Here is a 26,957-nt window from a genome sequence, read left to right on the forward strand (position 1 = left end):
GTTGCGTCTTCCGTTTAACAACGATGAGTAAAGTTGCTTTAATAACAGGAATAACAGGACAGGACGGGGCTTACCTGGCCGAGTACCTGATCAAGAAAGGATATGTAGTGCATGGTATCAAACGCCGGTCGTCCATGTTCAACACGGATCGTATCGACCATCTTTATCAGGACCCGCATGTGGAAAATCGTAACCTGATCCTACATTATGGTGACCTGACCGACAGTTTGAACCTGACTCGCATCATCGGTGAGATCCAGCCGGATGAAATTTATAATCTGGCGGCCATGAGTCATGTGAAAGTGAGTTTCGATACTCCCGAATATACGGCTAATGCCGATGGTCTGGGTGTTTTGCGTATTCTTGAAGCGGTTCGTTTGCTGAACCTGATCCCCAAGACACGCATTTATCAGGCTTCCACATCCGAACTTTATGGCCTGGTGCAGGAAGTGCCGCAGAAAGAGACGACTCCTTTTTATCCGAGAAGTCCGTATGCCGTGGCCAAACTTTATGGCTACTGGATAACGGTGAACTATCGTGAAGCTTATAAAATGCATGCATCGAACGGTATTTTGTTCAACCATGAATCTCCCTTGAGAGGGGAAACATTCGTGACCCGTAAGGTGACGCGGGCCGTCTCCCGGATTGCCTTGGGCATGCAGAAAAAGGTTTACATGGGGAATCTTTCTTCCAAACGTGACTGGGGACATGCAAAGGACTATGTCCGTGCGATGTATGCTATCCTCCAGCAGGACGAACCGTCCGATTATGTCATTGCGACGGGGATCACGACCACCATCCGCGACTTCTTGAAAATGGCGTTCGCCGAGATAGGCGTGGAAATTATTTTTAAAGGAGATAATGTTAATGAGGTGGCTGTCTTAAACTATATTGACGAAAATGTGTTTATTGAAAGAGTCGGCGAGGCTTATCTCGATAATATAAGGAAACGGATTGGGGATGAGGTCGTTGGTGTAGATCCACAGTATTTCCGTCCGACCGAAGTCGATTTGCTGATCGGCGATGCGACAAAGGCGCGTACTCGTTTGGGATGGGAACCTAAGTACGACTTGGCAGCTTTGATTGAGGATATGATGTCGAACGATATAAAGTTGATGAAGAAGGAATCGTATCTTAGAAAAGGCGGCTATGAAATCTTGAATTATTTCGAGTAGAGTCGAACTTTTATTGTTTTTATTTGTTATAATTAGAAAAAGAGTTAATTTTGCACTATGTTTGAGCAAATATTATAGGTAATTGATTGTTTAATTAAAATGTTGATGAATATGAAGACTAAAGTATTACTTTTAGCTTTGTTATCAGGTTTCGTTTTCTCTGTGTCTGCACAGGAATTTAAACCTCAGGTTGGATTTAGCAATGAGGCAGGCTATAAAACAAACTTTAAAAAGAACAAAGCTGGCGACAACTGGTTTATCTCTATTGCAGGTGGTGCAAGTGTTTTGTTTGGCGATCAGAACAATGAAGCCGATTTTAAGAATCGTTTGAATTTCGCTCCACAGTTCTCCGTCGGTAAGTGGTTTAATCCGTATTTGGCTCTGCGTCTCCAGTTGAATGGCGGCGTATTGCATGGTTTTGAAAATACCGGTGCTACATTCATGCAGCACAATAAATACGCAGCTGCTCATGCCGATTTGTTGTGGGACGTAACTAATTTCTGGGCTCCTTATAACGAAAAGAAGGTGTTCCGTTTGATTCCGTGGATCGGTCTTGGTTATGCACAGCGTTTCAAGAACTCTGATGATAACGGAGGTATTGCAAGAACAGAATCTCCGACGGTTAACTTCGGTATCTTGACTGCATTCCGTTTGAGCAAACGCGTAGATCTGAACGTTGAAGTTCAGGGTTCATTGCTGAACGAACAGTTTAACCGCGTTTCTATGTATCACCTGACTGACGGTATCGGACAGTTGAGCGCAGGTTTGACTTTCAAACTGGGTAAGACTGATTTCGAAGTATTGGAACCGATGGACTATGCTTTGCTGAACGACCTGAACGGTCAGATCAACGCCTTGCGTGCTGAAAACGACGAGTTGAGCAAACGTCCGGTTTCTTGTCCTGAATGTGAAGAAGTTGTAACTAATGTTGTTAACAACTATGTAGACAATGTAGTGTACTTCCGTATCAATAGCGCTAAGATCGACAAGAACCAGCAGGTTAGCATCTTTAATACTGCACAGTTCATGAAAGATAACAATGTGCCTATCAAAGTCATCGGTTATGCTGATAAGAAAACAGGTACAGGTTCTTACAATATGCAGCTTTCAGAAAAGCGTGCAAGAGCCGTTGCCAAAGAGTTGATCGACAAATACGGTATCTCTTCTAACCAGATCACGATCGAGTGGAAGGGCTCTGACGTTCAACCATACAGCGAAAACAATTGGAACCGCGTGGTTATCATGTCTGCAAATAATTAATTAATTATTGATTATATCCCGAAAGGCTGCACATAATCGTGTGCAGCCTTTTTTTTGCTCGGAAATAATGCTTATTTTTGCATGATTTTAGCGCGTTATTATGGAGTTAAATAAAAAACATGGATATCTTATTCAATGGCTGATAGGCGTTGGGGATTTGATCGTTTTGAATCTTCTTTTCTTTATTGTCTACTATGGATTGAATAATTTATATACATCTGCCATCACCGGAAGTCTGCGTGAGGTAGTGCTTCTGTTGAATTTCTGCTATTTCTTCTCCCTTTATTTCGTCCCTTTGCAATTGCACATGTCCATTGTCTTTATTGACAAGATTGTGCAGAGAGCGTTCCTTTTGGTTACGATTATGACTTTCCTGTTTGCCACCTGCCTGATTTTCTTGAATGTCGGGGATGTGCTGGCGACTTTCCTGCTGATTTATTATATCGTTACGGTCGTTATCTTTTCGTTGTGGCGTGTTATTGTGCGCGTGACTTTGAAGATGTACCGCCGGAAAGGATATAACTTTAAGAAGATCGTGATTGTCGGAGCCGGAAAGAACGGGATGGAGTTGTATAAGGTAATGAAAGACGATTTGTCGTATGGTTTCAATATCTTGGGATTCTTTGATGATAATCTGTCCTTGAAATCTGTCTTGCCGAATTATTTGGGAATGACTAATGAGGTGGAAAGTTTTGTGCTGGCAAATGATGTGGATGAAATCTACTGTACTTTGCCGGGTACGAATGATGAGAAGATCGTGCGTTTGCTGAATTTTGCGGAGAAACACATGATTCGTTTTTATATCGTGCCGGAATTCTATCGTAACCTGAAGAAGAGCCTGGTGATGGAGGTCCTGGAGTCTATCCCTTTGATGACTGTCCGTCGCGAGCCCTTGCAGGCAGCTTACAACCGGGCGTTGAAACGTACATTCGATATTCTTTTTTCGACAATAATCTTGGTGACCATATTCCCGATACTGTATGTCGTGGTCGGTATCATGATCAAGCTAAGCTCTCCGGGACCGATCCTGTTCAAGCAAAAAAGAACGGGATTGTACGGACAGGATTTCAGGTGCTATAAGTTTCGTACGATGAAGGTCAATGCACAGGCGGATTCCTTGCAGGCTGTGAAGAATGACCCGCGTAAGACGAAGGTCGGAGATTTTCTTCGCCGGACGAACTTGGACGAGTTTCCCCAGTTTATTAATGTGTTGAGAGGAGAAATGTCGGTCGTGGGGCCGCGTCCCCACATGCTGAAACATACCGAGCAATACTCTGCGCTGATCGACAAGTATATGGTTCGTCACTTGGTTAAACCGGGTGTGACAGGTTGGGCGCAGGTGACAGGCTACAGGGGAGAAACGAAAACGTTGGAACAAATGGAAGGCCGTGTGAAACGGGATGTCTGGTATATCGAGAACTGGTCTTTCTTCCTGGATCTTAAGATTATAGTCGTAACGGTTCTCAATATGTTCAAGGGAGAAAAGAACGCGTATTAAGCGTTAAATTGCACACTTTTTGTGTATATGTGTAATTGGAAACTGATTTTGTGTTATCTTTGTACCCGATGGGAAGGATTATAGCAATTGATTATGGCCGGAAACGTACCGGGCTGGCGGTTACGGATACCTTGCAGATGATTGCAAACGGACTGACAACCGTGCCGAGCGGTGAACTGACAAAGTTTCTGGCTGATTATGTCTCACATGAACCTGTTGAACGGTTTGTCGTCGGGCTTCCGAAGCAGATGAACAACGAACCTTCAGAAAACATGAAATACGTAGAGGCTTTTGTGACACATCTGAAGCGGACCATTCCGAACATTCCGGTAGAGTATTACGACGAACGGTTTACTTCCGTTTTGGCGCATAAGGCAATGCTGGACGGAGGATTGAAGAAAAAGAAAAGGCAGGATAAAGGATTGGTGGACGAGATCAGTGCCGTTATTATCTTGCAATCATATTTGGAAAATAAGAAATATCAGTTATAAAAGTTATGATTTTACCCGTATATTTATATGGACAGCCTGTGCTGAGGAAAGAGGCTGAAGAAGTTCCGATGGACTATCCGGGGCTGAAACAATTGGTAGCCAATATGTTTGAAACGATGTACAATGCCGATGGCGTAGGGCTGGCCGCTCCGCAGGTCGGTTTGTCATTGCGTCTTTTGGTAATCGACGCCGACGTGATGGGAGATGATTTTCCCGAATGCAAAGGTTTCAAGCGTGCAATGATCAATCCTGTTTTCCTTGAGAAAAGCGAAGAAGAGGTTTCGATGGAAGAAGGTTGCCTGAGTCTGCCGGGTGTGCATGAGAAAGTAGCCCGTTCGACAAAAGTACGTGTGAAATACTTGGATGAAGACCTGAAAGAACAGGAAGAAACGGTGGAGGGCTTTGCTGCCCGTGTCGTGCAGCATGAGTGTGAGCATTTGGAAGGTCATGTATTCATCGACAATATTTCAGGAATCCGCCGCCAGTTGAATAAAAGCAAACTAAATAGTATTATTAAAGGTACAGCCCGTTGCTCGTATAAGGCAAAAGCGGTTGGTAAGTAATAAGAACTCTATTAACTAATCAGTATGACAGATTTAAGTAAAAACATTCAGGCCCTCAGGGAAAAGAAAGCCGTCGTTGAGATGGGTGGAGGCGAAGCTGCTATCGAAAAGCAGATCGCGATGGGTAAATTGACTGCCCGTGATCGTATTCTATCCTTGTTGGACAAGAATTCTTTCCACGAATATGACTTGTTCGTGAAGCACGACGGTCGTGATTTCGGTATGGATAAGAAGGATTTACCAGGTGATGGTGTTGTTACAGGTACAGGTACGATCTTCGGTGCTCCGGTTTGTATCTATGCACAGGACTTTACGGTTGCCGGTGGTTCGCTGGGCTTGCAGCATGCACGTAAGATCACGAAGATCATGGATCATGCTCTGAAAATGAAATGTCCGATTATAGGCATCAACGACTCGGGCGGTGCGCGTATCCAGGAAGGTGTAGGTGCATTGGCGGGTTATGGTGAAATATTCTATCGCAATACAATCGCCTCCGGTGTTATTCCTCAGATTTCTCTGATTCTGGGACCTTGTGCCGGTGGCGCAGTATATTCTCCGGCTTTGACGGACTTCGTGTTTGTAGTGGAAAACATCTCCAAGATGTTCATTACAGGTCCGAATGTGATCAAGACCGTGTTGGGCGAAGATATCTCTATGGAAGACTTGGGCGGTGCCCGTGTTCATGCGGAAACAACCGGCAACGCTCATTTCTATGCACAGAGCGAGCAGGAATGTTTCGAGCAGGTTAAACGTCTGGTAAGCTTTATCCCGTGGAATAACCAGGAACGTGCGAAAGTGGCGGAATCGAAGGAGCCTGCTGCGGTAATGAACATCGAAGATGTGGTTCCGGCAGATCCGAAACAGCCGTACGACGTACGTAACGTGATCAAATGTATCGTGGACGATTCCGACTTCCTGGAAGTACAGGAATTATGGGCTGCCAACATCGTGATCGGTTTCGGCCGTATGGGAGGCGAAACTGTCGGTTTCGTGGCCAACCAGCCGATGGTATTGGCTGGCGTGCTGGATTGCGACAGTGCCGATAAAGCTGCACGTTTTATCCGTTTCTGCGATTCTTTCAATATTCCTATTATCACATTGGAAGATATGCCGGGTTATTTGCCGGGTGTCGACCAGGAACATGCCGGTGTGATCCGTCACGGCGCGAAAGTATTGTATGCTTATTCCGAAGCGACAGTTCCCAAGATCACGGTTATCTTGCGTAAGGCTTATGGCGGCGGTTATATCGCCATGAACTCACGCCATTTGGGTGCGGATTTCATGTTTGCTTGGCCGAGTGCGGAAATTGCGGTGATGGGACCGGAAGGAGCAGCCAACATTATCTTCCGTAAGGAGATCATGGAAGCCGAAGACCAGAACGCAATGCGCCAGGAAAAGGTGAAAGAATATATCGAGAAATTCGCAAATCCTTACGTGGCCGCCTCCAAAGGGTTCATCGATTCTGTTATCGAACCGAAAGAAACACGTTCATTGTTGCTTCACGCACTTAAACTTTCTGTATTGAAAGAGGAATACAGACCGGCTAAGAAGCACGGATTGCCTCCGTTCTAATTAACGCTGTAAAAACTTTTAAATATGGAAAAGAAAGAGAAAGATAACGAATATGTGGATTTTGTAGTAACGGCCCGCAAATACAAGACGACGCTGACTGCAAAATATAAGAACCGTAAAATGTGGCATAAGCCCTTTGTCGGTGATGTGATTTCTCATCTTCCCGGAACGATCGTTAAAGTGGAAGTACGGCAAGGGCAGGAAGTTGAAGCCGGCCAGCTGCTTCTGATCCATCAGGCGATGAAGATGTACAACCGGGTGGTAGCTCCCGTTGCCGGCACGATTGTCGAGCTGGGTGTAACGGAAGGTGATAAGATCCCCAAGGACCATTTGATGGTTAAGATTCAGCCGAAGTAAATAACCGAGGCAAGTAAATAGAGAAAGCTTCCACACTGTTTTGCAGTCTGTGAAAGCTTTTTTTATAGATTGGTTTTAACGGCTAAGATTATTTACTTACTTTTGCGACCGATCAATGTTGAATATTTTTATAATCGATGAAGAAAGCGATTCTTTTATTTATATTCCAGCTGTGTTCGTTAGCCATGTTTGCACAAATCAATACCGACCGTGTGTTGACTATCGGACGTAACGCTTTGTATTTTGAGGACTATGTCCTTTCGATACAATATTTCAATCAGGTTATCAAATCGAAACCCTGGTTGGCCGAACCGTATTTCTACCGTGCCGTGGCAAAAATCAATCTGGACGATTATAAAGGAGCCGAAGAAGACTGTACGCTTTGCCTTGAGCGGAATCCTTTCTTGGTACAGGCATATTACGCACGCGGCATTGCCCGCCAAAGCCAGGAGAAGTTTGCCGAAGCAATAGAAGATTACAGGAAAGGGCTGGAGTTTAAGGCGGAGGACCGCCAGATGCTGGTGAACATGGCGGTTGCCAATATCCAGAAGAAAGATTTTAAAGAGGCTGAAAAGGTGTTTGACGAACTGATGGCGGCCCATCCCAAATATTCCATGAACTATCTGACGCGTGGTGCGATGTACACCGAGAAAGGCGATACGGTCAAAGCGCTTGCCGACTATGATAAGGCGATCAGCATGGATCCTTATTATGCCCCTGCTTATGGCAACCGGGCGATTCTGCATTACCAGATGAACAATATGAAAGACGCGCTTGCCGATCTGAACGAGGCTATCCGTCTGAATACCCGTGAGAGCGGTTATTATATCAACAGGGGGCTGGTCCGTTACCAGTTGAAGGACTTGCGTGGCGCTATGGCAGATTACGACCAGGTGGTCAGCATGGACAGCCATAACCTGATTGCCCGGTTCAACCGGGGATTGCTTCGTGCACAGATCGGGGATAATAACCGGGCTATCGAAGACTTCGACGTTGTGATCGAGATCGAGCCGGACAACTATATGGCTTATTACAACCGTGCGTTGTTGCGTTACGAGACGGGAGATTACCAAGGTTCCGTACATGATTTCGATGTCGTATTGCAGCAGTATCCGAACTTTGTGGCCGGTTATTACAGCCGTGCGGAAGTGAAGCGGAAAATGCATGATGAGGTGGGTGCCGACCGCGATTACTGGACTGCCTATAATATGGAGCAGAAAAAGAAGAATGGAAACGCTTCAGGAACAGCGGTCGCTTCCAAAAATGACAACGATGGAGAGAATCAACCGGCCGGTCCGGCATCAAAAGATGAAAATACGCGTGAGCAATCGGATAAGAACATCGATAAGTTCAATCGTCTTGTCGTGTATGATGAAGAAGAGGTGCGTAAGACGAAGTATAATAGCGAAATACGCGGGCGGGTACAAGACCGCAACGTGCGTGTGGATCTGGAACCGATGTTTGTCCTGACCTATTACGAAAAAGTCGATCCGGTAAAGAAATTGGTTTATTATGATAAGATGGTGGAAGCCTATAATGCCCGTCTGGTATTGGAACGTAAGTTGCGTATCACAAACGAGGAAGCCGCCCTTACGGAAGACCAGGTTGCCGTGCATTTCGCCTCTATCGATAATTTCTCGGCCCGCATAGTGAAGAATCCGAACGATGTGGATGCCTATTTCGGACGCGCTTTGGATTTTATGCTTGTACAGGACTTTACCGAAGCGATTAAGGACTATACGAAGGTGATCGAACAGGATCCCAATTTTGCGATGGCTTATTTCAACCGGGCTGTCGTTCGGTATAAGCAGCTTGACTATAATATGTCTCAAGCAGCCAGTGCCCAGGATGATTTTTCTGCCATGAGCATGAATCTAAAGATGGGCAAGAATCCGACGGCTGTCCGTACACCGTCGACATCCGATCCGGTTTCCGCATCCCTGAAAGACAATAAGCGGGCTTACGAACATGAAATGATTACGCGTGATTACGACATGGTAATCAAATTGAATCCGGGTTTCGTATATGCTTATTTCAATCGTGGAAACCTGCGTTGTGCGCAACGCGATTTCCGCGCTGCCATCCAGGATTACAGCGAGGCGATCCAGCGTGATCCGGAATTTGCCGAGGCTTATTTCAACCGTGGATTGGCACGCCTTTCTCAGGGGGATGCCAACCGGGGAATCGCCGATCTGAGCAAAGCCGGGGAATTGGGGATCATCAATGCTTACAGTATTATCAAGCGTATGACAAGCAATTGACCCTCCCCCTTATTGTAAAAAACATCTTGAAAATGACTTGAAACCCATCCGTCAAATGTTCTTCGGACAGTTGTTTACGGATCGAAAATAAGGCCTTTGGGAGGCCATTCCCGTGAAATGCGCGGTTTTTCCTCCCGACGACCGTCTTCATCGCCACGAAGTCCGACTTCGTATAGAGTGAATCCGGCAGCCCGGAGCGATGAAGACGGTCGTCAGGGCAATGAAGACGGTCGTCGTGGAAATAAGGGTCCGATTCCCTTGAAAAGACCCTCCGGATCCGGGCAATATCCCTTTCCCCTCTCCTTCGTTTCCCCAAATATTCTACTCATCGGCAGTTCCGTCTTTTCGAAGTGTAAGGGATATGGAGAATAAGATATCCAAATGCCATGCAATTTCTGCCAGTCCGGCGGCCCGTTTGCCGGTATGTTAGTGAAAGCGCTGTTTCGGTGGAAAAAAGACAGGCTGAGATTGTACTTGTTTTTCCTTGAAATAGAAAAAACAAGGGTTATTGTAAAAAATCTTGATAAGTAAAACAGCTTGTTGTTCCTTATCTTTTCCCGGTTAAGGTGCGTCACTGTTCAAATATTTCTTGGATGGATCTCGTCGAGTATATAAAGTTGATGATATTAAGTATGACAAAAAAGTATTCCCGATAGTAAGCGGACAAATATCTGTAGCATCTTTATGTTGGATATTAAGAGATTGATGGTGAAAAACTAATATTGTTAAAAAATATCGGCGAAATAATTAGTGAATATGAACGGATATTGGTAATATTGCATTTGTAACCTGATAAATGCAGTACGATGAAAAAAAACATATCCGGCTACCTTATATATAGAGGCATTGGATCCGGGACAGACATATCGGTTGGTTCTGACCAACCAGTTCGGAGATCGATTGGAAGGAACGATCGACTGATCCGGATGGGAGAACGACATTTCGTTGGTTTCGAATATCGAGGGTTGAATAACCTGGGAGATTATTTCCAGTCCGTAGCGGTAGAACGGTTATTGCCAGTAATAGAGCAGCGGTTCGATAGGGTATCTTTATACCTCTTCTGTTTACTTATGCTTGTTTTCTCCTGCTGTCAAGAAAATAAAGTCAAAGAAAATGGTCTTATTACGGTTGACGTAACAAAGAAATTTCCAAATAAAGATTTATCTCTACAGGATTTTTTGGATATAGAGTATATTCCATTGGAAACTAATAACGAATTTCTGTGTGGAGGATTAATTATGGCTTGCGGAAGTAAATATTTGATTGCCAAGAATCGAAATAGCGATGGAAATATTTATGTGTTTGATCGAAAAGGAAAAGGTATTAGTACATTTAATCGAAAAGGGAATAGCGGAGAAGAGTATTTATACTTAGGAAATGTTTTATTGGATGAAGAAAAAGAGGAAATTTTTATTAGTAGTGTAAAAAAAATACTTGTATATGATCTGTATGGCAATTTCAGAAGGAGTTTTCCATATAAAAAAGGTGTGGAATATTATTATCAACTAACGAATTATGATAAAGAGCATATCATTTGTTGGGATGGTTCCGGAGAATCAAATCCTAAAGCAGTAGAATCACCCTCTTTTTACATCCTATCAAAATCTGATGGAAGCATCATAAAAGAAATAAATGTACCGCTTAATAAGCGGACATCGACTTTGATTATTTTATCAAGGGATGAAAAAACACATATGACATATTCTCTCGCAAATACCCCTAACCCCATACATAAGTTCCGTGATCGAGTACTTTTAAACGAACCATCCTCTGATACAATTTATAGATACAGTGATGAAAAAGGTCTGATTCCTTATATGTACAGAATACCTTCTATACACTCCATGAACCCTGAAATATTTCTTTATACTGATATTATTACTGACAAATATGATTTTATGCGGACGTATGAAAAAGCACGCAATGGAGAAGAAAAAGATTTGGTTTACGACAAGCAACAGAAAATCGTATATCATTGTACACTTCATAATAAAGATTACAAATATCAGAAATATTTAAGATTGAAGGGGAAGAACATCAACGATGAAATCGCTTCGGTGGAGTCACTCGATGCCTTTGACTTGGTTAATGCCTACAAGAAAGGTTATCTACAAGGAGAATTAAAAGAAATTGCTTCTAAAATGACAGAAGAGGAAAATGCGGTAATCATGTTAATGAAGCATAAAAAATAAAGGATGCTTTAAACATGATGGTTTTTGGAAGTGAATTCAAAACAAATAATTCATAATTTGTTGAATTTGAAGCAACTTGTGTTTGAGGTTACAGATTCTTGTAATTTGAACTGTAAGTATTGTGGTTATTCGGATTTTTATGTTGGATATTAAGAGATTGATGGTGAAAAACTAATATTGTTAAAAAATATCGGCGAAATAATTAGTGAATATGAACGGATATTGGTAATATTGCATTTGTAACCTGATAAATGCAGTACGATGAAAAAAAACATATCCGGCTACCTTATATATAGAGGCATTGGATCCGGGACAGACATATCGGTTGGTTCTGACCAACCAGTTCGGAGATCGATTGGAAGGAACGATCGACTGATCCGGATGGGAGAACGACATTTCGTCGGTTTCGAATATCGAGGGTTGAATAACCTGGGAGATTATATCCAGTCCGTAGCGCTAGAACGGTTATTGCCGACAATAGAGCAGCGGTTCGATAGGGATACATTTTGATTTTTGACACGTAGTAAAACGGAGTGTAAGAACTGTGTTTTTGTTGATATGTATCCTCCTATAGGTAATTATGAGAAAGTTTTTGATACTTATGGTTTATCTTTGTAAAGATTAAATAGATAAAAGTTGAAAACACCTTAATCGGCATACTATAACAAACAGCTGATAGGTTATTTTTATGTTTAAGTACTGATGGTGATGAAAGCCATTTGAAATCTTTAAATTAACGAAAGAGTATGTTGTATAACCTTTTATTTTTTATTGGAACTGTTAGTTTGCCACTTCAACAACCAGCTACAATGTTAAAGTGGCAAACTTAATCATGTATCAGGAATATACTGATAATTATCAAAGGATTAATCGTTATTTTTGATAATTATAGGCTCGTATAAAAATACTTGTCCAATCTGTTCCATATAGCTGGCTATGGGGAATTATGTGATTAAGATAAGGAGATACTGAAATAAAAACAATTAAACAGTTGAATATATGAAAAAGTTAAAAAAGATAACGCTCAACAAATTAGAAGGAGAAAAGATGTCTGATCAAGAGCTTAAGCTTATTGTAGGAGGTTATAATCATACGAATTGTTCCGGAAGCGGTTTTTGTGTGTATGGTTAATGATTTCGAATGAGTGGGAGGAATTTTTCTCTCACTGTTTTTAGGGCTAAATATTAATGTCGTGAAAATAAATTATAGCTTATATATATATTTACGAGATAGTGCAAGAGCTTATCTAATACACGATAAATCTATTGATGAATGTAAATATATTAAATATTTTACTGAATCAGTAGGTTTTATTCCTCGAAAAATAACAAACGAATATGTACTGACATGGTATGAACATGGTGAATTGGAGAATTACATTACCGAAGACATGTTAGATGAAAACAACCGAAAAAAATTTCGTGAATTATTAAAAACAAAGGAAGAAATGAATCCTATAATTGTTAAATATTATTTCAAATAGTATGTTTAGAGAAATACAATCGGCCTGTTTTTGAAAACGCAATGAATAAAATATACGATATATGAAAGTATTTAAAGTAGCAACAACAATAGTAATAGTCGGCCTACTCTTCTTTTCTTGCGAAATGAAGAAGACGAAAGAGGAGAAGACTTATCCCTCAGACTTGCCGGTTATTGATTTGCGGGGTCTTCTCTCGGAAAAAGGAAGTGATGAAATTCAAATGTTTTCTCCGACTGATCGGATTGAATATATTCCGTTGGATACATTTCCTGAACTATCAGGATGCGGTGATATTTTACTGACAGAAAATCATATATTTCTTAGTAAGCCTAAAGATATTGTTATGTATGATTGTAACGGCAGATATCAGAAACATATTGAAGGGGCGGATTATATTAGTAGCTTATTCTATAATGAATATACCCATGAGGTTTATGTAATGGGAAAGGGGAATGTATGGATACTGGACGAAAAGAATGGTGAACCGGTTGGAGATACCCAAACACTTTATAAAACAGCGCCTTTTACTCAACTTTACCCGTTGGCATCCGATCGTTTTTTAGCCCTGTCAGGTAAGGATAATTTTTATGTAACAAAAACACGTGCTGCTATTTGTGATAATAAGGGACAATTATTGACCGATTCTGTCGTACTTACTCCTGATGAAATAGAAAAACATGTTTGCTGGTGGGATGGAGGGACGTATGTGATGAATGATGCCGATAAGAATTACCTATTCTTTACTTATTTCCCCGGAAATCCTTATCAGACAATTTTTAAAGCAAGTCAAGATCGAATTGATCCGATTTATTACTTAGATATAGAAAGTGATGCGTGTATACTGGAAGCGTGGGAATTCAAAGGATGTCTTTATTTTATATTTTCTTACTGGCTTAGAGGATACGGTGATGTTTATAGAAATCTGACGCTGGCCACGTTCGATATGGATACCCATGAATTAAAGTCTAAACGTCTATATAAAGAGTTGCAAGACTGGTCTGCAAAATATGGAGTTGAAAATAATATAGATTGTGGATTACCTATTCAGTGTATGAAACACTCATATGCTCGAAAAACAGTACTCGATTTGATAGGTAGTTGGCATGTTCTGGGATATGTAAAACAAAATAAGATAAAAGATAATGCTCCGGAATTCTTAAAGCGAATGAATAAAGAGAGTTCTCCTGTCATATCTGTTATATATTATCACTAATTATTAATAATTTAATCTTTATCAGTATGAAGAAGCTAAAGGTTATTAAGCTCTCGAAGGAGGCTCAGAAAAGGCTTTTGAGTGGGTGAAGTCGTATCTTGATTCAGATCTTCCTTACGGAATCGTGCTGTTTTTAAGCCTGAAATAAGGAAAGCAAGCAAAGCGTACGTTAGGAAAATGGCTCTAAGTTTGTATCAAAAATAGACAATATCCCTTCCTGAAATAGAGCTATTTTGTAAATCTGTGATTAGTAGGTATATATGGAATATGCTGTTTGTTAAAAAATATTACCCTTGCGTGTAATTTGAATTATATGGGGTATAAAATCAAATTAGATGCGGTAGTAGTTTCGATTTGAACCAATGGCTTTTTCGGGAATTTTGACAATAAGGAGGCATGAAGGTTGTATCTGTTGTCATGCCGGTTTATAACATGGAAAAGTATGTGGCGGAATCCGTAGATAGCATTCTGAATCAGACATTTTCCGGTTGGGAGCTGATTATTGTGGATGATGGCTCGACTGACGGGACAGCGGAGATCCTCCGTTCGTTCACCGATTCACGTATTCGGGTTTTGGCCAATTTCCGTAATAAACTTATTTTAGATGACTGCCTATTTTGTATTTACTATGTGGACAGGCTGTCTCTTTTTTTGTATTATTGAGTTTTTAATATTGTGATTTATTGCGACGAATATGAAATATATAGGTGTATTAATGAGTATCCTTTTGTCTTTGTCTTTACAGGCTAAAGATAAAGTACTAGTGATAGATATGACGAAAGCAAAAGTTGGTGATATTCCATTGAGTAGACTTGCTTCCCATTTGGAATATATTCCGTTGGAATTGACAAAAGAATCTTTGTTGAATAAACCTTCTGTTTTTTTGACAGATCGATATATTATAACCACCGAATTTGCGGGTAAAATATGTCTATTTGATAGGAAAAACGGAAAGTATATCCGTCGTCTCAGTCAAGAAGGAGGTGGACCGGATGATTATGCACATCTTATGACAAATTGTACATTGGATAAGGAAAGAAATGTTTTTTATGTGGATATATGGAGGAAGTGGAGAGGAATAGATATTGAAACTAACAAATGTGTAAATGAGGTGGTAAAACCTGAATATCGATATATCAAGGAAATGAGATTTCAGCAAAAAATAAATAACCTTTGCCTCTATAAGGATAGTCTATATTTAGGTTTTGCCAATGATGAACAGGTTAATGATCATTGTGCGCTTTATGTTTTTAATAAAAACGGCGAGGTTCTGAAGGTGATAGACAATGGCCTTCAGGCTCCAACATTTAAATCCTCCCGGTCTTCTTGCTATAATGCAGGATGGTTTCAGGAGGTAGGAGGTAATTTGTATTTTTCTGGAGCATCGGACAATGATACTATTTATTTGGTGGGCGAAGAGCGGCTGATCCCCTCTATTGCATTCCATTTTAACGAGACTCTTGGAAAAAAATACGAAACTGGGAAATTCGATTTTGGAGCGGATGATGTAGAAATGGTTAGACGATATAAAAAAGGCTTTTTGAGCTATTGGCGTATTTTTCAGATGGATCGGTATATCTTTTTTGCTTGCTCAGAATGGGAAGGGCTAAGTTCTAATATTAGCTTTTCAAATTATTATGATAAGAGGAGCAAGCAATTGTATAGTTGTAAGCGTGAAGGGGAAAGATGTGGTTTTGTGAATGACATAGATGGATTGGGTACTTTTTTCATGGAACAATTAGATGGAAATAAGCTGGTTGGTTTGCTGATGCCGGAAGAGCTTTTAGATTATATGGAGACCCATAAAGATGTGAAGTTAAGTCCGACTGGAAAGAAAGTATTGGAAAACCTCCAATTTGATGATAATCCGATCGTGGTGATTGCCACCTTGAAAGAGTAAGATTGATTTATTGTTGATTCTGATACGATATGAAATTATGAATGCATATTTGTTATTGTCACGATATTTGACTGTTTTTTAGGCTTAAAATGAATGGAATATGAGCTTTTATAGATCTTTGTTGTTGCTTGTTTTTATTTTTGTATTTAATCTTTCTTTCGCGAAAGATTTACCTGTAATTCATATATCAAAAAATCGTCCGGAAATAAAGGCAAAAGTAAGTATGTTTTTTGATTCAGTTCATTATGTACCATTAGAAACGACTGATGCATGTTTGCTGGGATTAGGAACCATGAGAGTAAATATGATTGGGGATAGTTTATTAGTGTGGGATGCGGACAATTGTTTTCTATTTGATTCAAAAACTGGGCATTTTATAAGGAAAATAGGGCATAAAGGTGATGATCCAGAGGCATTTTATAAGACGTATGATAATTTTTATAACCCGTATGATGGTTTAAATTACTTTTTTGATTATTACAACTCTTTGATTAAATATGATCTGAAAGGGAATTTTGTGGGTAAAATTAAAATGCCAATGAGTTCAAACTGGTCTTCTACAAAATGTGTAATTCCATTAGATTCAACAAATTTTTGTGCTTTTTTTCCGAATAGTAATGGTTCGGTCTCTAAACGAATCGTATTGTTTAATCAATATGGTGAAACTGTAAAAGAATATCCGAATTATCATTTTGTGAAAACTGATCAATTTGTATATGATGCTAATGATGGACTTTTTTATCGATATAAAAATCAAGTTTATTTTAGAGAAAAGTTTATAGATACAGTGTATCAAGTTAATAATGAGCAATTAATCCCGAAATATCGATTAGATTTTTCGCCTTATGTTTTCCCCTATAAAGATCGTTATCGTGTAGATGTAAACTCGGTCTCTTCTCCGTATTATATTTTTGAAAATGACAATGTTATAATATTTGATTATTTCAGGGAAATATTTCGTGAATTAGGAGTTTATGATAAAAAAATATCGAAAGCTTCTTTTTTTTCTTATGAGAATGGATTTGAAGATGACTTGAATAATTTTATGCCATTTGAGATTTTAGTGATGTTGGAAAGTGGAGTTTGTTTGGGTATATTGTCTGCATCAGATGTTTGTGAATATATTAATAAAACAAATATAGAATTAAAAGGAAGTATGAAATTTTTAGAATCTATTTCTAAAGAAGATAATCCTATTATAGTAATTGCTACATTGAAAAATTGATCTAAATACATTATTAATTTTGAAGCGACCTATACCCATGAATTCATATCATATATTATCATTTTTCTTGACTTTATTGAAAGTGAAATATACTTCAGTATTGAAAAAAACTGTTGGAAATTACCTTTCATGGATACTTTATATGGGTTTTCAAGTTTGTTGAAGAGATATAAAGTTGATAATTTAGTAATTGATATGGCTGAACAAAAGACTGATTTGGTGTCATGTCAACTCCCTGCTATTGTCCCGTTTGGAGGAGGTTTTGTTATTGTATATCAGATATCTGAATCAGTTGTTTCTTACTGGGAAGAGGGCAAGCGACGTTCTTCTTCTTTTTCTGTTTATTCATACTCGCCTTGCCTTACTCATTTTGGAGTATATGGTGCCAAAAGGTCAAATTGAAGCGGTGGTGTGTGTTGTGCTTGGTAGTTCAGGCTTTATTATGGGTGATTTTTCTTCATAATCTGTTTTTCCATGATAAATTAGTTTTTCCGACTGATGTAAGGAGGGAGAATCAGGATTTTTATATGGTTTAGACTGTTGGTTTAAGAATGATAAAACAAAAATAGATAATGAGATAGAGAGCATATCTAATAATCTTGAGTATGATTTGGAAGATGAATATATGAAACGTAAATCTTTTATAGATAAACATGATATTCATAGTACCCCGACTATATTGATCAATGGTTGCGTTTTGCACTGGAACCAGAACCATTTCGTCGTATTATATAAGGTAAAGAACGGAAAATATTATATCGCCGATCCGGCTACCCAAAAATTGGTCTATGAAGAATCCGAATTAGTGCGTTGCTGGTGCAGCACCGTTGTGGAAGGAAAAGATACGGGAGCAGCATTGCTCTTCGAGCCGGGACCTGACTTTTACGATCGCGAGGAGGAGGATACACGGACAGAGAAAGGCTTGTCTTTTTTCTTCCGCTATCCGGACGTGATCGAGGCGGAGATGAGGCTAACGAGCCGTAAGCCGGTGACGGAGGTCGTGGCACGCACTTCGGGCAGGGTGAGCAGCTTGTATGTCCGGAATCGTAACAGAAGAGCTTCGTCTGATAGAGCGTCTCTTCCAGCCGCTGAAAAAGATCTTGTTGGTTCAGAAAAGGAACTTAGGCGAGGATCAGGAAGAAAATCCAGAAAAGGTGTATGTTTATTTTGCTTCTGATCGTATCGGTAAGCTCGTTCGTTGAAACTTTTTACCTAAAAGTTCTGTTTAACAAAAAAAGAATGCTAAATTTGCATCCTGATTAATTTTTAGGAATTTATAGTGAACAGATTATGATAAAGATTACATTTCCGGATAATTCCGTAAAAGAATATGCCGAAGGAACGACCGCCATGCAGATTGCGGAAAGCATCAGTTCCCGTCTGGCACAGGAAGTTCTGGCAGCAAGCGTGAATGGTGAGATTTGGGACTTGACCCGTCCGATCAACCAGGATGCCGACATCAAACTTTTCAAGTGGGAAGACGAGGAAGGTAAACATGCATTCTGGCACTCGAGTGCTCACTTGATGGCTGAAGCTTTGCAGGAATTATATCCCGGCATTAAGTTCGGTATCGGACCGGCTATTGAAAACGGGTTCTACTATGATGTGGATCCGGGTGACGCCGTTATCAAAGAAGGCGATTTCCCTGCCATCGAAGCAAAGATGCTCGAACTGGTAGCGAAGAAAGAGGAAATCAGACGCCAGGACATTTCGAAGGCAGATGCCATGAAAATGTTCGGTGACAGAGGCGAAGAGTATAAAACGGAGCTTATCAGCGAGTTGGAAGACGGTAAGATCACGACTTATACGCAGGGTTCGTTTACCGACCTGTGCCGTGGTCCGCACTTGCCGAATACTTCTTATTTGAAGGCTGTTAAAATAATGAGTGTCGCCGGCGCTTATTGGCGTGGTGATGAAAAGCGCAAACAGTTGGTCCGTCTGTATGGTATCACTTTCCCGAAGAAAAAGATGCTGGACGAATATCTGGCATTGATGGAAGAAGCCAAGAAACGCGACCATCGTAAGATCGGTAAAGAACTGGAGCTGTTTACATTCTCTACGGCAGTGGGTGCGGGGCTTCCGTTGTGGTTGCCGCGTGGCACGCAGTTGCGCCTGAAGCTGGAAGATTTCTTGAAACGCATCCAGAAGAAATACGGTTACCAGCAGGTAATGACTCCGCATATCGGTGGCAAGCAGTTGTATGTGACTTCCGGGCACTACGCTAAATACGGTAAGGACTCGTTCCAGCCGATCCATACTCCGCAGGAGGGTGAAGAGTTCTTGCTGAAGCCTATGAACTGCCCTCACCACTGTGAAATATTCAAATCGTTCCCGCGTTCATACAAGGACCTGCCTTTGCGTTTCGCGGAGTTCGGGACCGTGTATCGTTATGAACAAAGCGGCGAGTTGCACGGTTTGACAAGGGTACGTGGCTTTACGCAGGATGATGCCCACCTGTTCTGTCGTCCCGACCAGCTGAAAGACGAGTTCCTGAAGGTGATGGATATTATCTTCATCATCTTTAAGGCTTTGGATTTTGAAAACTTTGAAGCACAGATTTCTCTGCGTGACAAGGTAAACCGGGATAAATACATCGGTTCGGAAGAAAACTGGGAGAAAGCCGAAAGCGCAATTATCGAAGCTTGCCAGGAAAAAGGCCTGAAAGCCAAGATCGAATATGGCGAAGCAGCTTTCTACGGTCCTAAACTGGACTTTATGGTGAAAGATGCCATCGGCCGCCGTTGGCAGTTGGGTACGATCCAGGTTGACTACAACCTGCCGGAACGTTTCGAACTGGAATATACGGGCGAAGACAATAAGAAGCACCGTCCTGTTATGATCCACCGTGCACCGTTCGGTTCTATGGAACGTTTCGTTGCCGTGCTGATCGAACATACGGGCGGCAAGTTCCCGTTGTGGCTGACTCCGGATCAGGTGTCGATCCTGCCGATCAGCGAAAAGTTCAACGATTATGCCTATGAGGTGAAACGTCAGCTCGAAGCTGAAGATCTGAGCGTTTTGGTGGATGACCGTAATGAGAAAATCGGACGTAAGATCCGCGATACAGAGTTGAAACGTATCCCTTACATGCTCATTGTCGGAGAGAAGGAAGCAGAAAATAATGAAGTTTCTGTAAGAAAACAGGGCGAAGGTGATAAAGGTTCGATGAAAATTACTACCTTTGCAGCGCTTTTGAAAGGTGAGATAGAGGAACAAATGAATCACTGGAAGAAAGATAATAATTAATTAACTAATAACGAGGAGAATAAATCTTTTTGAATGAAGAATGACAGTCTGAAAGAACAGTATAGAATCAACGAACGTATTCGTGTTCGTGAAGTTCGTTTAGTAGGTGATAACGTAGAACAGGGAGTTTATCCTACTTCTCAGGCATTGAAGATGGCTGAAGATCAGGGGCTCGATCTGGTTGAAATTTCACCGAATGCTGCGCCCCCCGTTTGTAGAATTACTGATTATCAGAAATTCCTTTATCAACAGAAGAAGCGCCAGAAGGAACAGAAGGCGAAATCAGTAAAAGTGATTGTGAAGGAGATCCGTTTCGGACCTCAGACGGATGATCATGATTACAACTTCAAGTTGAAACATGCCAAGGGATTTTTGGAAGAAGGTGCAAAAGTAAAGGCCTATGTGTTCTTTAAAGGACGTTCCATTCTTTTCAAAGAGCAAGGAGAGGTATTGTTGCTTCGTTTTGCCAATGACTTGGAGGAATACGGAAAGGTAGAACAATTACCGGTACTGGAAGGTAAACGTATGATCATCATGCTGACGCCGAAGAAAGCCGGAGCTGCCCCCGCTCCCAAACCTGCCGTTTCAAAACCGGTAGTGAAGAAGGTGGTCGTGACTCCCAAGCCTAAGACTGAAGAGTCTGAATAATAAAGAAAGAAACCACCCGATAGAGGGTGTAAAGTTTAATAATTAAAATATATTGGAAAATGCCTAAGATGAAGACTAATTCCGGTGCCAAAAAAAGATTCGCTCTTACCGGAACAGGTAAAATCAAAAGAAAACACGCTTTTAAAAGTCACATTCTGACAAAGAAGACTACAAAGCAGAAGAGAAACCTTACTCACACAGGTCTGGTTGCCGGTGTAGACGTAAGCAACGTTAAGCAGTTGCTTGGTTTGAAGTAATCTTTTTTAATTAAGCGAGTTTTACAAGATTTTTATTAACCGAATGTATTTAGCAAATAAGATCATCCGAGAGTGATGACGCTAACATTCAAAACAGATTAGTATTATGCCTAGATCAGTAAATCATGTTGCTTCAAGAGCAAAAAGAAAACGGATTTTAAAACTTACCCGTGGTTACTATGGTGCACGTAAGAACGTGTGGACCGTTGCTAAGAATACCTGGGAAAAAGGTTTGACTTATGCATTCCGTGACCGTCGTAACAAGAAACGTAACTTCCGCGCATTGTGGATTCAGCGTATCAACGCTGCTGCCCGTTTGGAAGGTATGTCTTATTCTCGCCTGATGGGAGCTTTGCATGCAGCAGGTATCGAAATCAACCGTAAAGTTCTTGCCGACCTGGCTATGAACCATCCGGAAGCTTTCAAAGCAATCGTTGCTAAAGTTAAGTAATTGACATTATATAGCAATTGGAAAAAGAGCTCTTGAATGGAGCTCTTTTTTTTATGTCAAAAGTTTGGTGGTTTCATTCCTATTGCATATCTTTGTGATAAGAAAAATGAGTTAGCCGCACATGTTCGATTGGGAAACTCATCAGTTTATTTTAATTCCGAGACACAGCTCTTGTCGTCAATGGCGGGCCGCACCCTTCGGGGCATGCTTAGCACGGCGGATTACAAAGATGGCAAAGCACTCAAATCCTGTCATACGGAGTTTGTTCATATCTACGGTGCGGCTTTCTTCACATAGGAGGATATGTCATAATCGGCATATCCTCTTTTTTGCGACCCGTAAAGCATAGCTTTAGACGGCGTAACGCTATGGGTTAGGGTAGCTAAAGCATAGCTTTTTGTTTGAAATAGGAACTTGTCCGTTTTTTCTTCGTATATTTACCCTCCAAGAATTAAACACACTAAACTAAATATTTATGTTATTGCCAAAACAATCTCGCAATTATGTAACCGGGCTGGCTGTCGTCTGCTCGTTGCTATTGGTCGCCTGCTCTTCGAAGGAAGTCCGGCAGGTCAATCTTATTCCCCAACCGCAACAGATGATAATGACCGGAGGAACCTTCAGGATCGATAGTCTCGCTTTGTTTGGCGGGCAATCTTCCCGAAATGTCAAAACAGTGATCGACGATGCCTGGTCCGGTAGCCCGGAAGGTTATCAGTTGGATGTGACGCCGAAAGGAATCGACCTGCGTGCCGGTTCGTCGGACGGTCTGTTCTATGGGATGCAGACGTTACGCCAACTCTTTGCCGGAGGAGAGGTGCCATGTGTTTCGATCCTGGATAATCCTCGTTTCGGATATCGGGGATTGCATCTGGATGTTTCCCGTCATTTCTTTTCCAAAGAGGAAGTAATGAAATTGCTGGATGTGATGTCTTTTTACAAATTGAATACGTTGCACATGCATCTGACAGATGCCGGAGGATGGCGTGTCGAGATGGAAAAATATCCGAAACTCACTTCCGAAACGGCATTCCGTACCGAATCCGATTGGCGGAAGTGGTGGGACGGCCGCGATCGTAAGTATTTGCCGGAAGGAACACCGGGGGCTTACGGCGGTTATTATACGAAAGAAGATATCCGGGAGATTGTGGAGCATGCCGCTTCCAATCATATAAATATAATACCGGAAATAGAATTTCCGGGGCATTCGGAAGAGGTACTGATGGCCTATCCCGAACTGAGTTGTTCAGGCAAGCCTTACCGGAACGGCGATTTTTGTATCGGCAATGAGAAGTCGTTTACATTCATGGAAGATGTATTGGCTGAGGTGATCGATCTTTTCCCGTCCGAATATATCCATATCGGCGGCGATGAAGCCGGAAAGTCCGCCTGGAAGAAATGCCCGAAGTGCCAGGCTTTGATGAAGGAAAAAGGAATGAAAAGCGTGGACGAACTTCAGAGTTATATGATTCATCGGGCTGAAGAATTTCTGAATTCGAAAGATCGCAAGTTGATCGGTTGGGACGAGATACTGGAAGGCGGTCTGGCTCCCGAAGCGACTGTTATGTCGTGGCGTGGAGAAGACGGAGGCATTAAAGCTGCCCGGATGGGACACGATGTGGTGATGACGCCCGGCAATTATATGTATTTGGACTTCTATCAGGCCGATCCGAAGACACAGCCGTATGCCATCGGTGGCTATACGCCGATAAAGAAAGTGTACAGCTATGATCCCGTCCCGGCAGATTCGTTGACGGCGGAGGAATGCCGGCATATTTTGGGTGTGCAGGCCAATACCTGGACTGAATATATCCAGACACCCGAACATCTGGAATATATGATGTTCCCGCGTGCCCTTGCCGTGGCCGAGATCGGATGGACGCCGCAGGAGTTGCGAACATGGGAAGATTTCAAGCCCCGGATGAATAATCATATTTCCAAATTGCATCGAATGGGTATCGACGCTTTTACCCTTTCGGACGAACTTGAGGTGACCATGCTGGTCGATACGGTGGAGAAACAGATAGAAGTCGTTTTGGATGCCGAGAAATATCCGGCGGAAATCCGCTACACGACAGACGGTTCCGTTCCGGTTGCATCTTCCTCCCTTTATGCCGGACCGATAGTCGTGAAAGATTCCGCTCATATCAAAGCGGCTATTTTCCGGGACGGGGTGCTTCAGGGAACGCCGACGGAAAAGAAGGTGGATTATCATCGCGCCATCAATAAGCCTATACATTATAATAATAAGCTTTATAAAGGTTATATGGCGGGAGGAATGAATGCCCTGCTGGACGGTTATCGCGGTGGCCTGACTTATCTGGACGGACGTTGGCAAGGCTATTTGGATGACCTGGACTGTGTGATCGATATGGAAGAGGAAACGGATATCCGTAAAGTGTCCGTTCGTTTCATGCAACTGACCGGTCCGGGTGTGTTCCAGCCCGGACAAGTGGAGTTATTGACTTCGGAAGAGGGTGAAAACTTTATTTCCCGTGGAATTGTTCCAACAACGATTCCGGCAGACGATCCGAATCTCTTGTTCCAGGAATATACGTTCGACGGTAACTGGAAAGCCCGTTATGTACGGTTGAAAGCGCCAAGGGCGAATCCGGGTTTTATTTTTGCGGATGAGATAGTTGTTTGGTGAATTAAGAATTAAGAATTAAAAATTAAGAAATAAGAGTTGGTGTTATGAAGATGGTGTTGTTTTCTTTTCTATTGGGTTGTTGTTCTGCGCTGGTTTCCGCGCAACAGCCAGTGGATTATGTGAACCCTTTTATCGGGACAAGCAACTACGGGACGACCAATCCCGGTGCGATTTGTCCGCAGGGAATGATGAGTGTTACCCCCTTCAATGTGATGGGATCGAAAACTAATAAGTTTGACAAGGACAGCCAGTGGTGGTCCACGCCTTATTCGGCGGATAATAGTTTCTTTACCGGCTATGCGCATGTCAACCTGAGCGGTGTCGGTTGTCCGGAGATGGGAAGCCTGTTGCTGATGCCTACCTCCGGGGAACTGAATGTGGATTATCACGAATACGGCAGCGAATATAAGAACGAGGTGGCTCACCCCGGCTATTACAGCAATATCCTGACGAAGTATAACATCAAGACGGAAGCTACCGCCTCCATGCGTACCGGCCTGACACGCTTTACTTTCCCGAAAGGGCAGGGGAATATCCTCCTGAACTTGGGTGAGGGGCTGACGAATGAAACCGGTGCGACCGTCCGTATGGTGAGCGATACGGAAATAGAAGGGAGCAAGCTGCTCGGTACGTTCTGTTATAACCCGCAAGCCGTTTTCCCGATCTATTTCGTGATGAAGCTCAGCAAAGCCCCCAAGCAGGCCGGCTACTGGAAGAAGCAGCGCGAGATGAAGGGAGTGGAGGCCGAATGGGATGCCTACTCCGGCAAATATAAATTGTACACGAAGTACGACCGTGAGATGAGCGGTGACGACATCGGCGTCTGGTTCAAGTATGACACCGAAGAAGACGAAATGATCGAAGTGAAAATGGGCGTCTCGTTTGTCAGCATCGAGAATGCCCGCCTGAATATGAACACCGAACAGCCGGATTTCAATTTCGACAAGGTGCGTGCGGCTGCCGGCAAGATGTGGAACGACGATCTGTCGCGCGTGATGGTGGAAGGCGGGACGGACGACGATAAGACGATTTTCTATACCGCCATGTACCACCTGCTGATCCATCCGAATATCATCCAGGACGTGAATGGCGAATATCCGATGATGGAAAGCCTGAAAGTCGGCCATACTACCGGAAACCGCTATACGGTCTTCTCGCTCTGGGATACTTATCGCAATGTAAGCACATTGATGACATTGCTCTATCCGGAAAAGCAGCTCGACATCATCCGTACCATGATCGACATGTATAAGGAAAGCGGCTGGCTTCCGAAGTGGGAACTGTACGGACGCGAGACGCTGACGATGGAAGGCGATCCGTCTATCCCTTATATCGTGGATGCTTATATGCGTGGCCTGCGCGATTATGATATCGAAACGGCCTACGAAGGAATGCGCAAAGGCGCTACGACTCCCGGCGAGTTCAACCTGCTCCGCCCGGACAATAACGACTATATGGGCAAAGGCTATGTTCCCTTGCGCGAACAGTATGATAACTCGGTTTCCCATGCTTTGGAATATTATATTGCCGACTGGAACCTGTCCTTGTTGGCGGATGCGTTGGGCAAGAAGGAGGATGCCAAACTGTTCCGTGAACGGGCTATGGGATATAAGCATTATTATAGCAAAGAGTTCGGCACGCTTCGTCCGATCCTGCCCGACGGCACGTTCTATTCTCCTTTCGATCCGAAGCAAGGGGAAAACTTCGAACCGAGCCCCGGTTTCCATGAAGGGAATGCCTGGAATTATACGTTCTATGTCCCTCACGATATTATGGGGCTTGCCAAGCTGATGGGCGGGCAGAAAAAATTTGTCGATAAGTTGCAGATGGTCTTCGACAAAGGGTACTATGATATGGCAAACGAACCGGATATCGCCTATCCGTACCTGTTCAGCTATTTCAAGGGAGAGGCTTGGCGTACGCAGAAGCTGGTCCGCGAACTGTTGGGCAAATATTATCACAATGCCCCGAACGGACTTCCCGGCAACGATGATACGGGAACGATGTCGACCTGGGCGATCTTCTCGATGATGGGGTTCTATCCGGCCTGTCCCGGTGATCTGGATTATGTCCTGACCTCGCCGACCTTCAACAAGGTGACGATCCGCCTGGACGAGAAGTTCTACCCGAAAGGCAGCCTGGTGATCGAGTCCGCCCACAAAACCCCGGAAGATATTTATATCAAAGAGGTGACGGCCGGCGGAAAGAGGCTGAAAGGATATACGATTTCGCAAGACGAACTGGTGAATGCCGGGACATTGCGCTTCACGCTGGAAAACAAGCATTGATTTCCCCTCTCAATTTTAGTTGAAATGGCATTTAAACGTTTAAAAACGGTTTCAAATTTTCTTGAAGCCGTTTTTCACTATTGAATCCCCGTTTCAATATTTCTTGAAGTGCCTTTTTAATGGTGAAAAACCGTTTCAAGAAAAATGGAGATGGGTTTCACCATTGAAAAATGGCTTCAAGAAAATTAGAAACGACTTTTCAACGTTTAAATGCCATTTCAAATATT

23 protein-coding genes are annotated in these 26,957 nt (G+C 42.4%); all 23 read left to right on the forward strand.

The features are described from left to right. The first annotated feature begins 23 nt into the window (after positions 1 to 23). Positions 24 to 1,175, forward strand: coding sequence for a GDP-mannose 4,6-dehydratase (gene gmd / locus RDN79_RS09695; protein WP_298548730.1), 1,152 nt, complete (start codon positions 24 to 26; stop codon positions 1,173 to 1,175). A 111-nt stretch (positions 1,176 to 1,286) separates the two neighbouring features. Next, positions 1,287 to 2,435: an OmpA family protein gene (locus RDN79_RS09700; RefSeq protein WP_298548728.1), complete on the forward strand. Its 1,149-nt coding sequence runs from the start codon at positions 1,287 to 1,289 to the stop codon at positions 2,433 to 2,435. Between the two features lie 100 nt (positions 2,436 to 2,535). Further along, entirely contained in the window at positions 2,536 to 3,933 is a 1,398-nt protein-coding gene (locus tag RDN79_RS09705) for an undecaprenyl-phosphate glucose phosphotransferase (protein ID WP_298548725.1), read from the forward strand. A gap of 68 nt (positions 3,934 to 4,001) precedes the next feature. After that, entirely contained in the window at positions 4,002 to 4,424 is a 423-nt protein-coding gene (gene ruvX / locus RDN79_RS09710) for a Holliday junction resolvase RuvX (protein WP_186930575.1), read from the forward strand. 5 nt (positions 4,425 to 4,429) lie between these two features. Then, complete coding sequence (gene def / locus RDN79_RS09715; RefSeq protein ID WP_298548721.1) at positions 4,430 to 4,987, forward strand: peptide deformylase; 558 nt, start codon at positions 4,430 to 4,432, stop codon at positions 4,985 to 4,987. A gap of 24 nt (positions 4,988 to 5,011) precedes the next feature. After that, positions 5,012 to 6,559, forward strand: a complete 1,548-nt coding sequence (locus RDN79_RS09720) for an acyl-CoA carboxylase subunit beta (RefSeq protein ID WP_008147311.1) — start codon at positions 5,012 to 5,014, stop codon at positions 6,557 to 6,559. Positions 6,560 to 6,583: 24 nt separating this feature from the next. Then, positions 6,584 to 6,916: an acetyl-CoA carboxylase biotin carboxyl carrier protein subunit gene (locus tag RDN79_RS09725; RefSeq protein WP_298548715.1), complete on the forward strand. Its 333-nt coding sequence runs from the start codon at positions 6,584 to 6,586 to the stop codon at positions 6,914 to 6,916. Between the two features lie 137 nt (positions 6,917 to 7,053). Next, on the forward strand, positions 7,054 to 9,177 hold the full coding sequence (locus RDN79_RS09730; RefSeq protein ID WP_298548712.1) for a tetratricopeptide repeat protein: 2,124 nt from the start codon (positions 7,054 to 7,056) through the stop codon (positions 9,175 to 9,177). Between the two features lie 806 nt (positions 9,178 to 9,983). Further along, positions 9,984 to 11,369, forward strand: coding sequence for a 6-bladed beta-propeller (locus tag RDN79_RS09735; RefSeq protein WP_298548709.1), 1,386 nt, complete (start codon positions 9,984 to 9,986; stop codon positions 11,367 to 11,369). A 999-nt stretch (positions 11,370 to 12,368) separates the two neighbouring features. Next, entirely contained in the window at positions 12,369 to 12,500 is a 132-nt protein-coding gene (locus RDN79_RS09740; RefSeq protein WP_298548707.1) for a TIGR04149 family rSAM-modified RiPP, read from the forward strand. 61 nt (positions 12,501 to 12,561) lie between these two features. After that, positions 12,562 to 12,852, forward strand: a complete 291-nt coding sequence (locus RDN79_RS09745) for a hypothetical protein (protein ID WP_298548705.1) — start codon at positions 12,562 to 12,564, stop codon at positions 12,850 to 12,852. A gap of 61 nt (positions 12,853 to 12,913) precedes the next feature. Further along, positions 12,914 to 14,065 (forward strand): hypothetical protein, encoded by a 1,152-nt coding sequence (locus RDN79_RS09750; protein WP_298548702.1) that lies wholly within the window; start codon positions 12,914 to 12,916, stop codon positions 14,063 to 14,065. Between the two features lie 396 nt (positions 14,066 to 14,461). Next, complete coding sequence (locus RDN79_RS09755) at positions 14,462 to 14,728, forward strand: glycosyltransferase (protein ID WP_298548700.1); 267 nt, start codon at positions 14,462 to 14,464, stop codon at positions 14,726 to 14,728. Positions 14,729 to 14,759: 31 nt separating this feature from the next. Next, a complete protein-coding gene (locus RDN79_RS09760) occupies positions 14,760 to 15,965 on the forward strand; it encodes a 6-bladed beta-propeller (protein WP_298548697.1) in 1,206 nt (401 codons plus the stop codon). Positions 15,966 to 16,065: 100 nt separating this feature from the next. Further along, on the forward strand, positions 16,066 to 17,190 hold the full coding sequence (locus tag RDN79_RS09765; RefSeq protein WP_298548694.1) for a 6-bladed beta-propeller: 1,125 nt from the start codon (positions 16,066 to 16,068) through the stop codon (positions 17,188 to 17,190). Between the two features lie 129 nt (positions 17,191 to 17,319). Then, the gene (locus RDN79_RS09770; protein ID WP_298548692.1) at positions 17,320 to 17,592 is read left to right on the forward strand and encodes a hypothetical protein; all 273 of its coding nucleotides are present in this window, start codon (positions 17,320 to 17,322) and stop codon (positions 17,590 to 17,592) included. A gap of 223 nt (positions 17,593 to 17,815) precedes the next feature. Next, complete coding sequence (locus tag RDN79_RS09775) at positions 17,816 to 18,367, forward strand: cysteine peptidase family C39 domain-containing protein (RefSeq protein ID WP_298548690.1); 552 nt, start codon at positions 17,816 to 17,818, stop codon at positions 18,365 to 18,367. Positions 18,368 to 18,480: 113 nt separating this feature from the next. Then, a complete protein-coding gene (gene thrS, locus RDN79_RS09780; RefSeq protein WP_298548687.1) occupies positions 18,481 to 20,436 on the forward strand; it encodes a threonine--tRNA ligase in 1,956 nt (651 codons plus the stop codon). A 33-nt stretch (positions 20,437 to 20,469) separates the two neighbouring features. Then, a complete protein-coding gene (gene infC / locus RDN79_RS09785) occupies positions 20,470 to 21,084 on the forward strand; it encodes a translation initiation factor IF-3 (RefSeq protein ID WP_298548685.1) in 615 nt (204 codons plus the stop codon). Between the two features lie 59 nt (positions 21,085 to 21,143). Beyond that, positions 21,144 to 21,341: a 50S ribosomal protein L35 gene (rpmI, locus tag RDN79_RS09790; RefSeq protein ID WP_075964957.1), complete on the forward strand. Its 198-nt coding sequence runs from the start codon at positions 21,144 to 21,146 to the stop codon at positions 21,339 to 21,341. Between the two features lie 106 nt (positions 21,342 to 21,447). Beyond that, positions 21,448 to 21,792 (forward strand): 50S ribosomal protein L20, encoded by a 345-nt coding sequence (gene rplT / locus RDN79_RS09795; protein ID WP_005635321.1) that lies wholly within the window; start codon positions 21,448 to 21,450, stop codon positions 21,790 to 21,792. Between the two features lie 475 nt (positions 21,793 to 22,267). Next, on the forward strand, positions 22,268 to 24,442 hold the full coding sequence (locus RDN79_RS09800; protein ID WP_298548681.1) for a family 20 glycosylhydrolase: 2,175 nt from the start codon (positions 22,268 to 22,270) through the stop codon (positions 24,440 to 24,442). Positions 24,443 to 24,486: 44 nt separating this feature from the next. Further along, positions 24,487 to 26,730, forward strand: a complete 2,244-nt coding sequence (locus RDN79_RS09805) for a GH92 family glycosyl hydrolase (protein ID WP_298548678.1) — start codon at positions 24,487 to 24,489, stop codon at positions 26,728 to 26,730. Positions 26,731 to 26,957: the final 227 nt, after the last annotated feature.

Source organism: uncultured Parabacteroides sp. (assembly GCF_902493135.1).
In the GTDB taxonomy this organism is placed as follows: Bacteria; Bacteroidota; Bacteroidia; order Bacteroidales; family Tannerellaceae; genus Parabacteroides.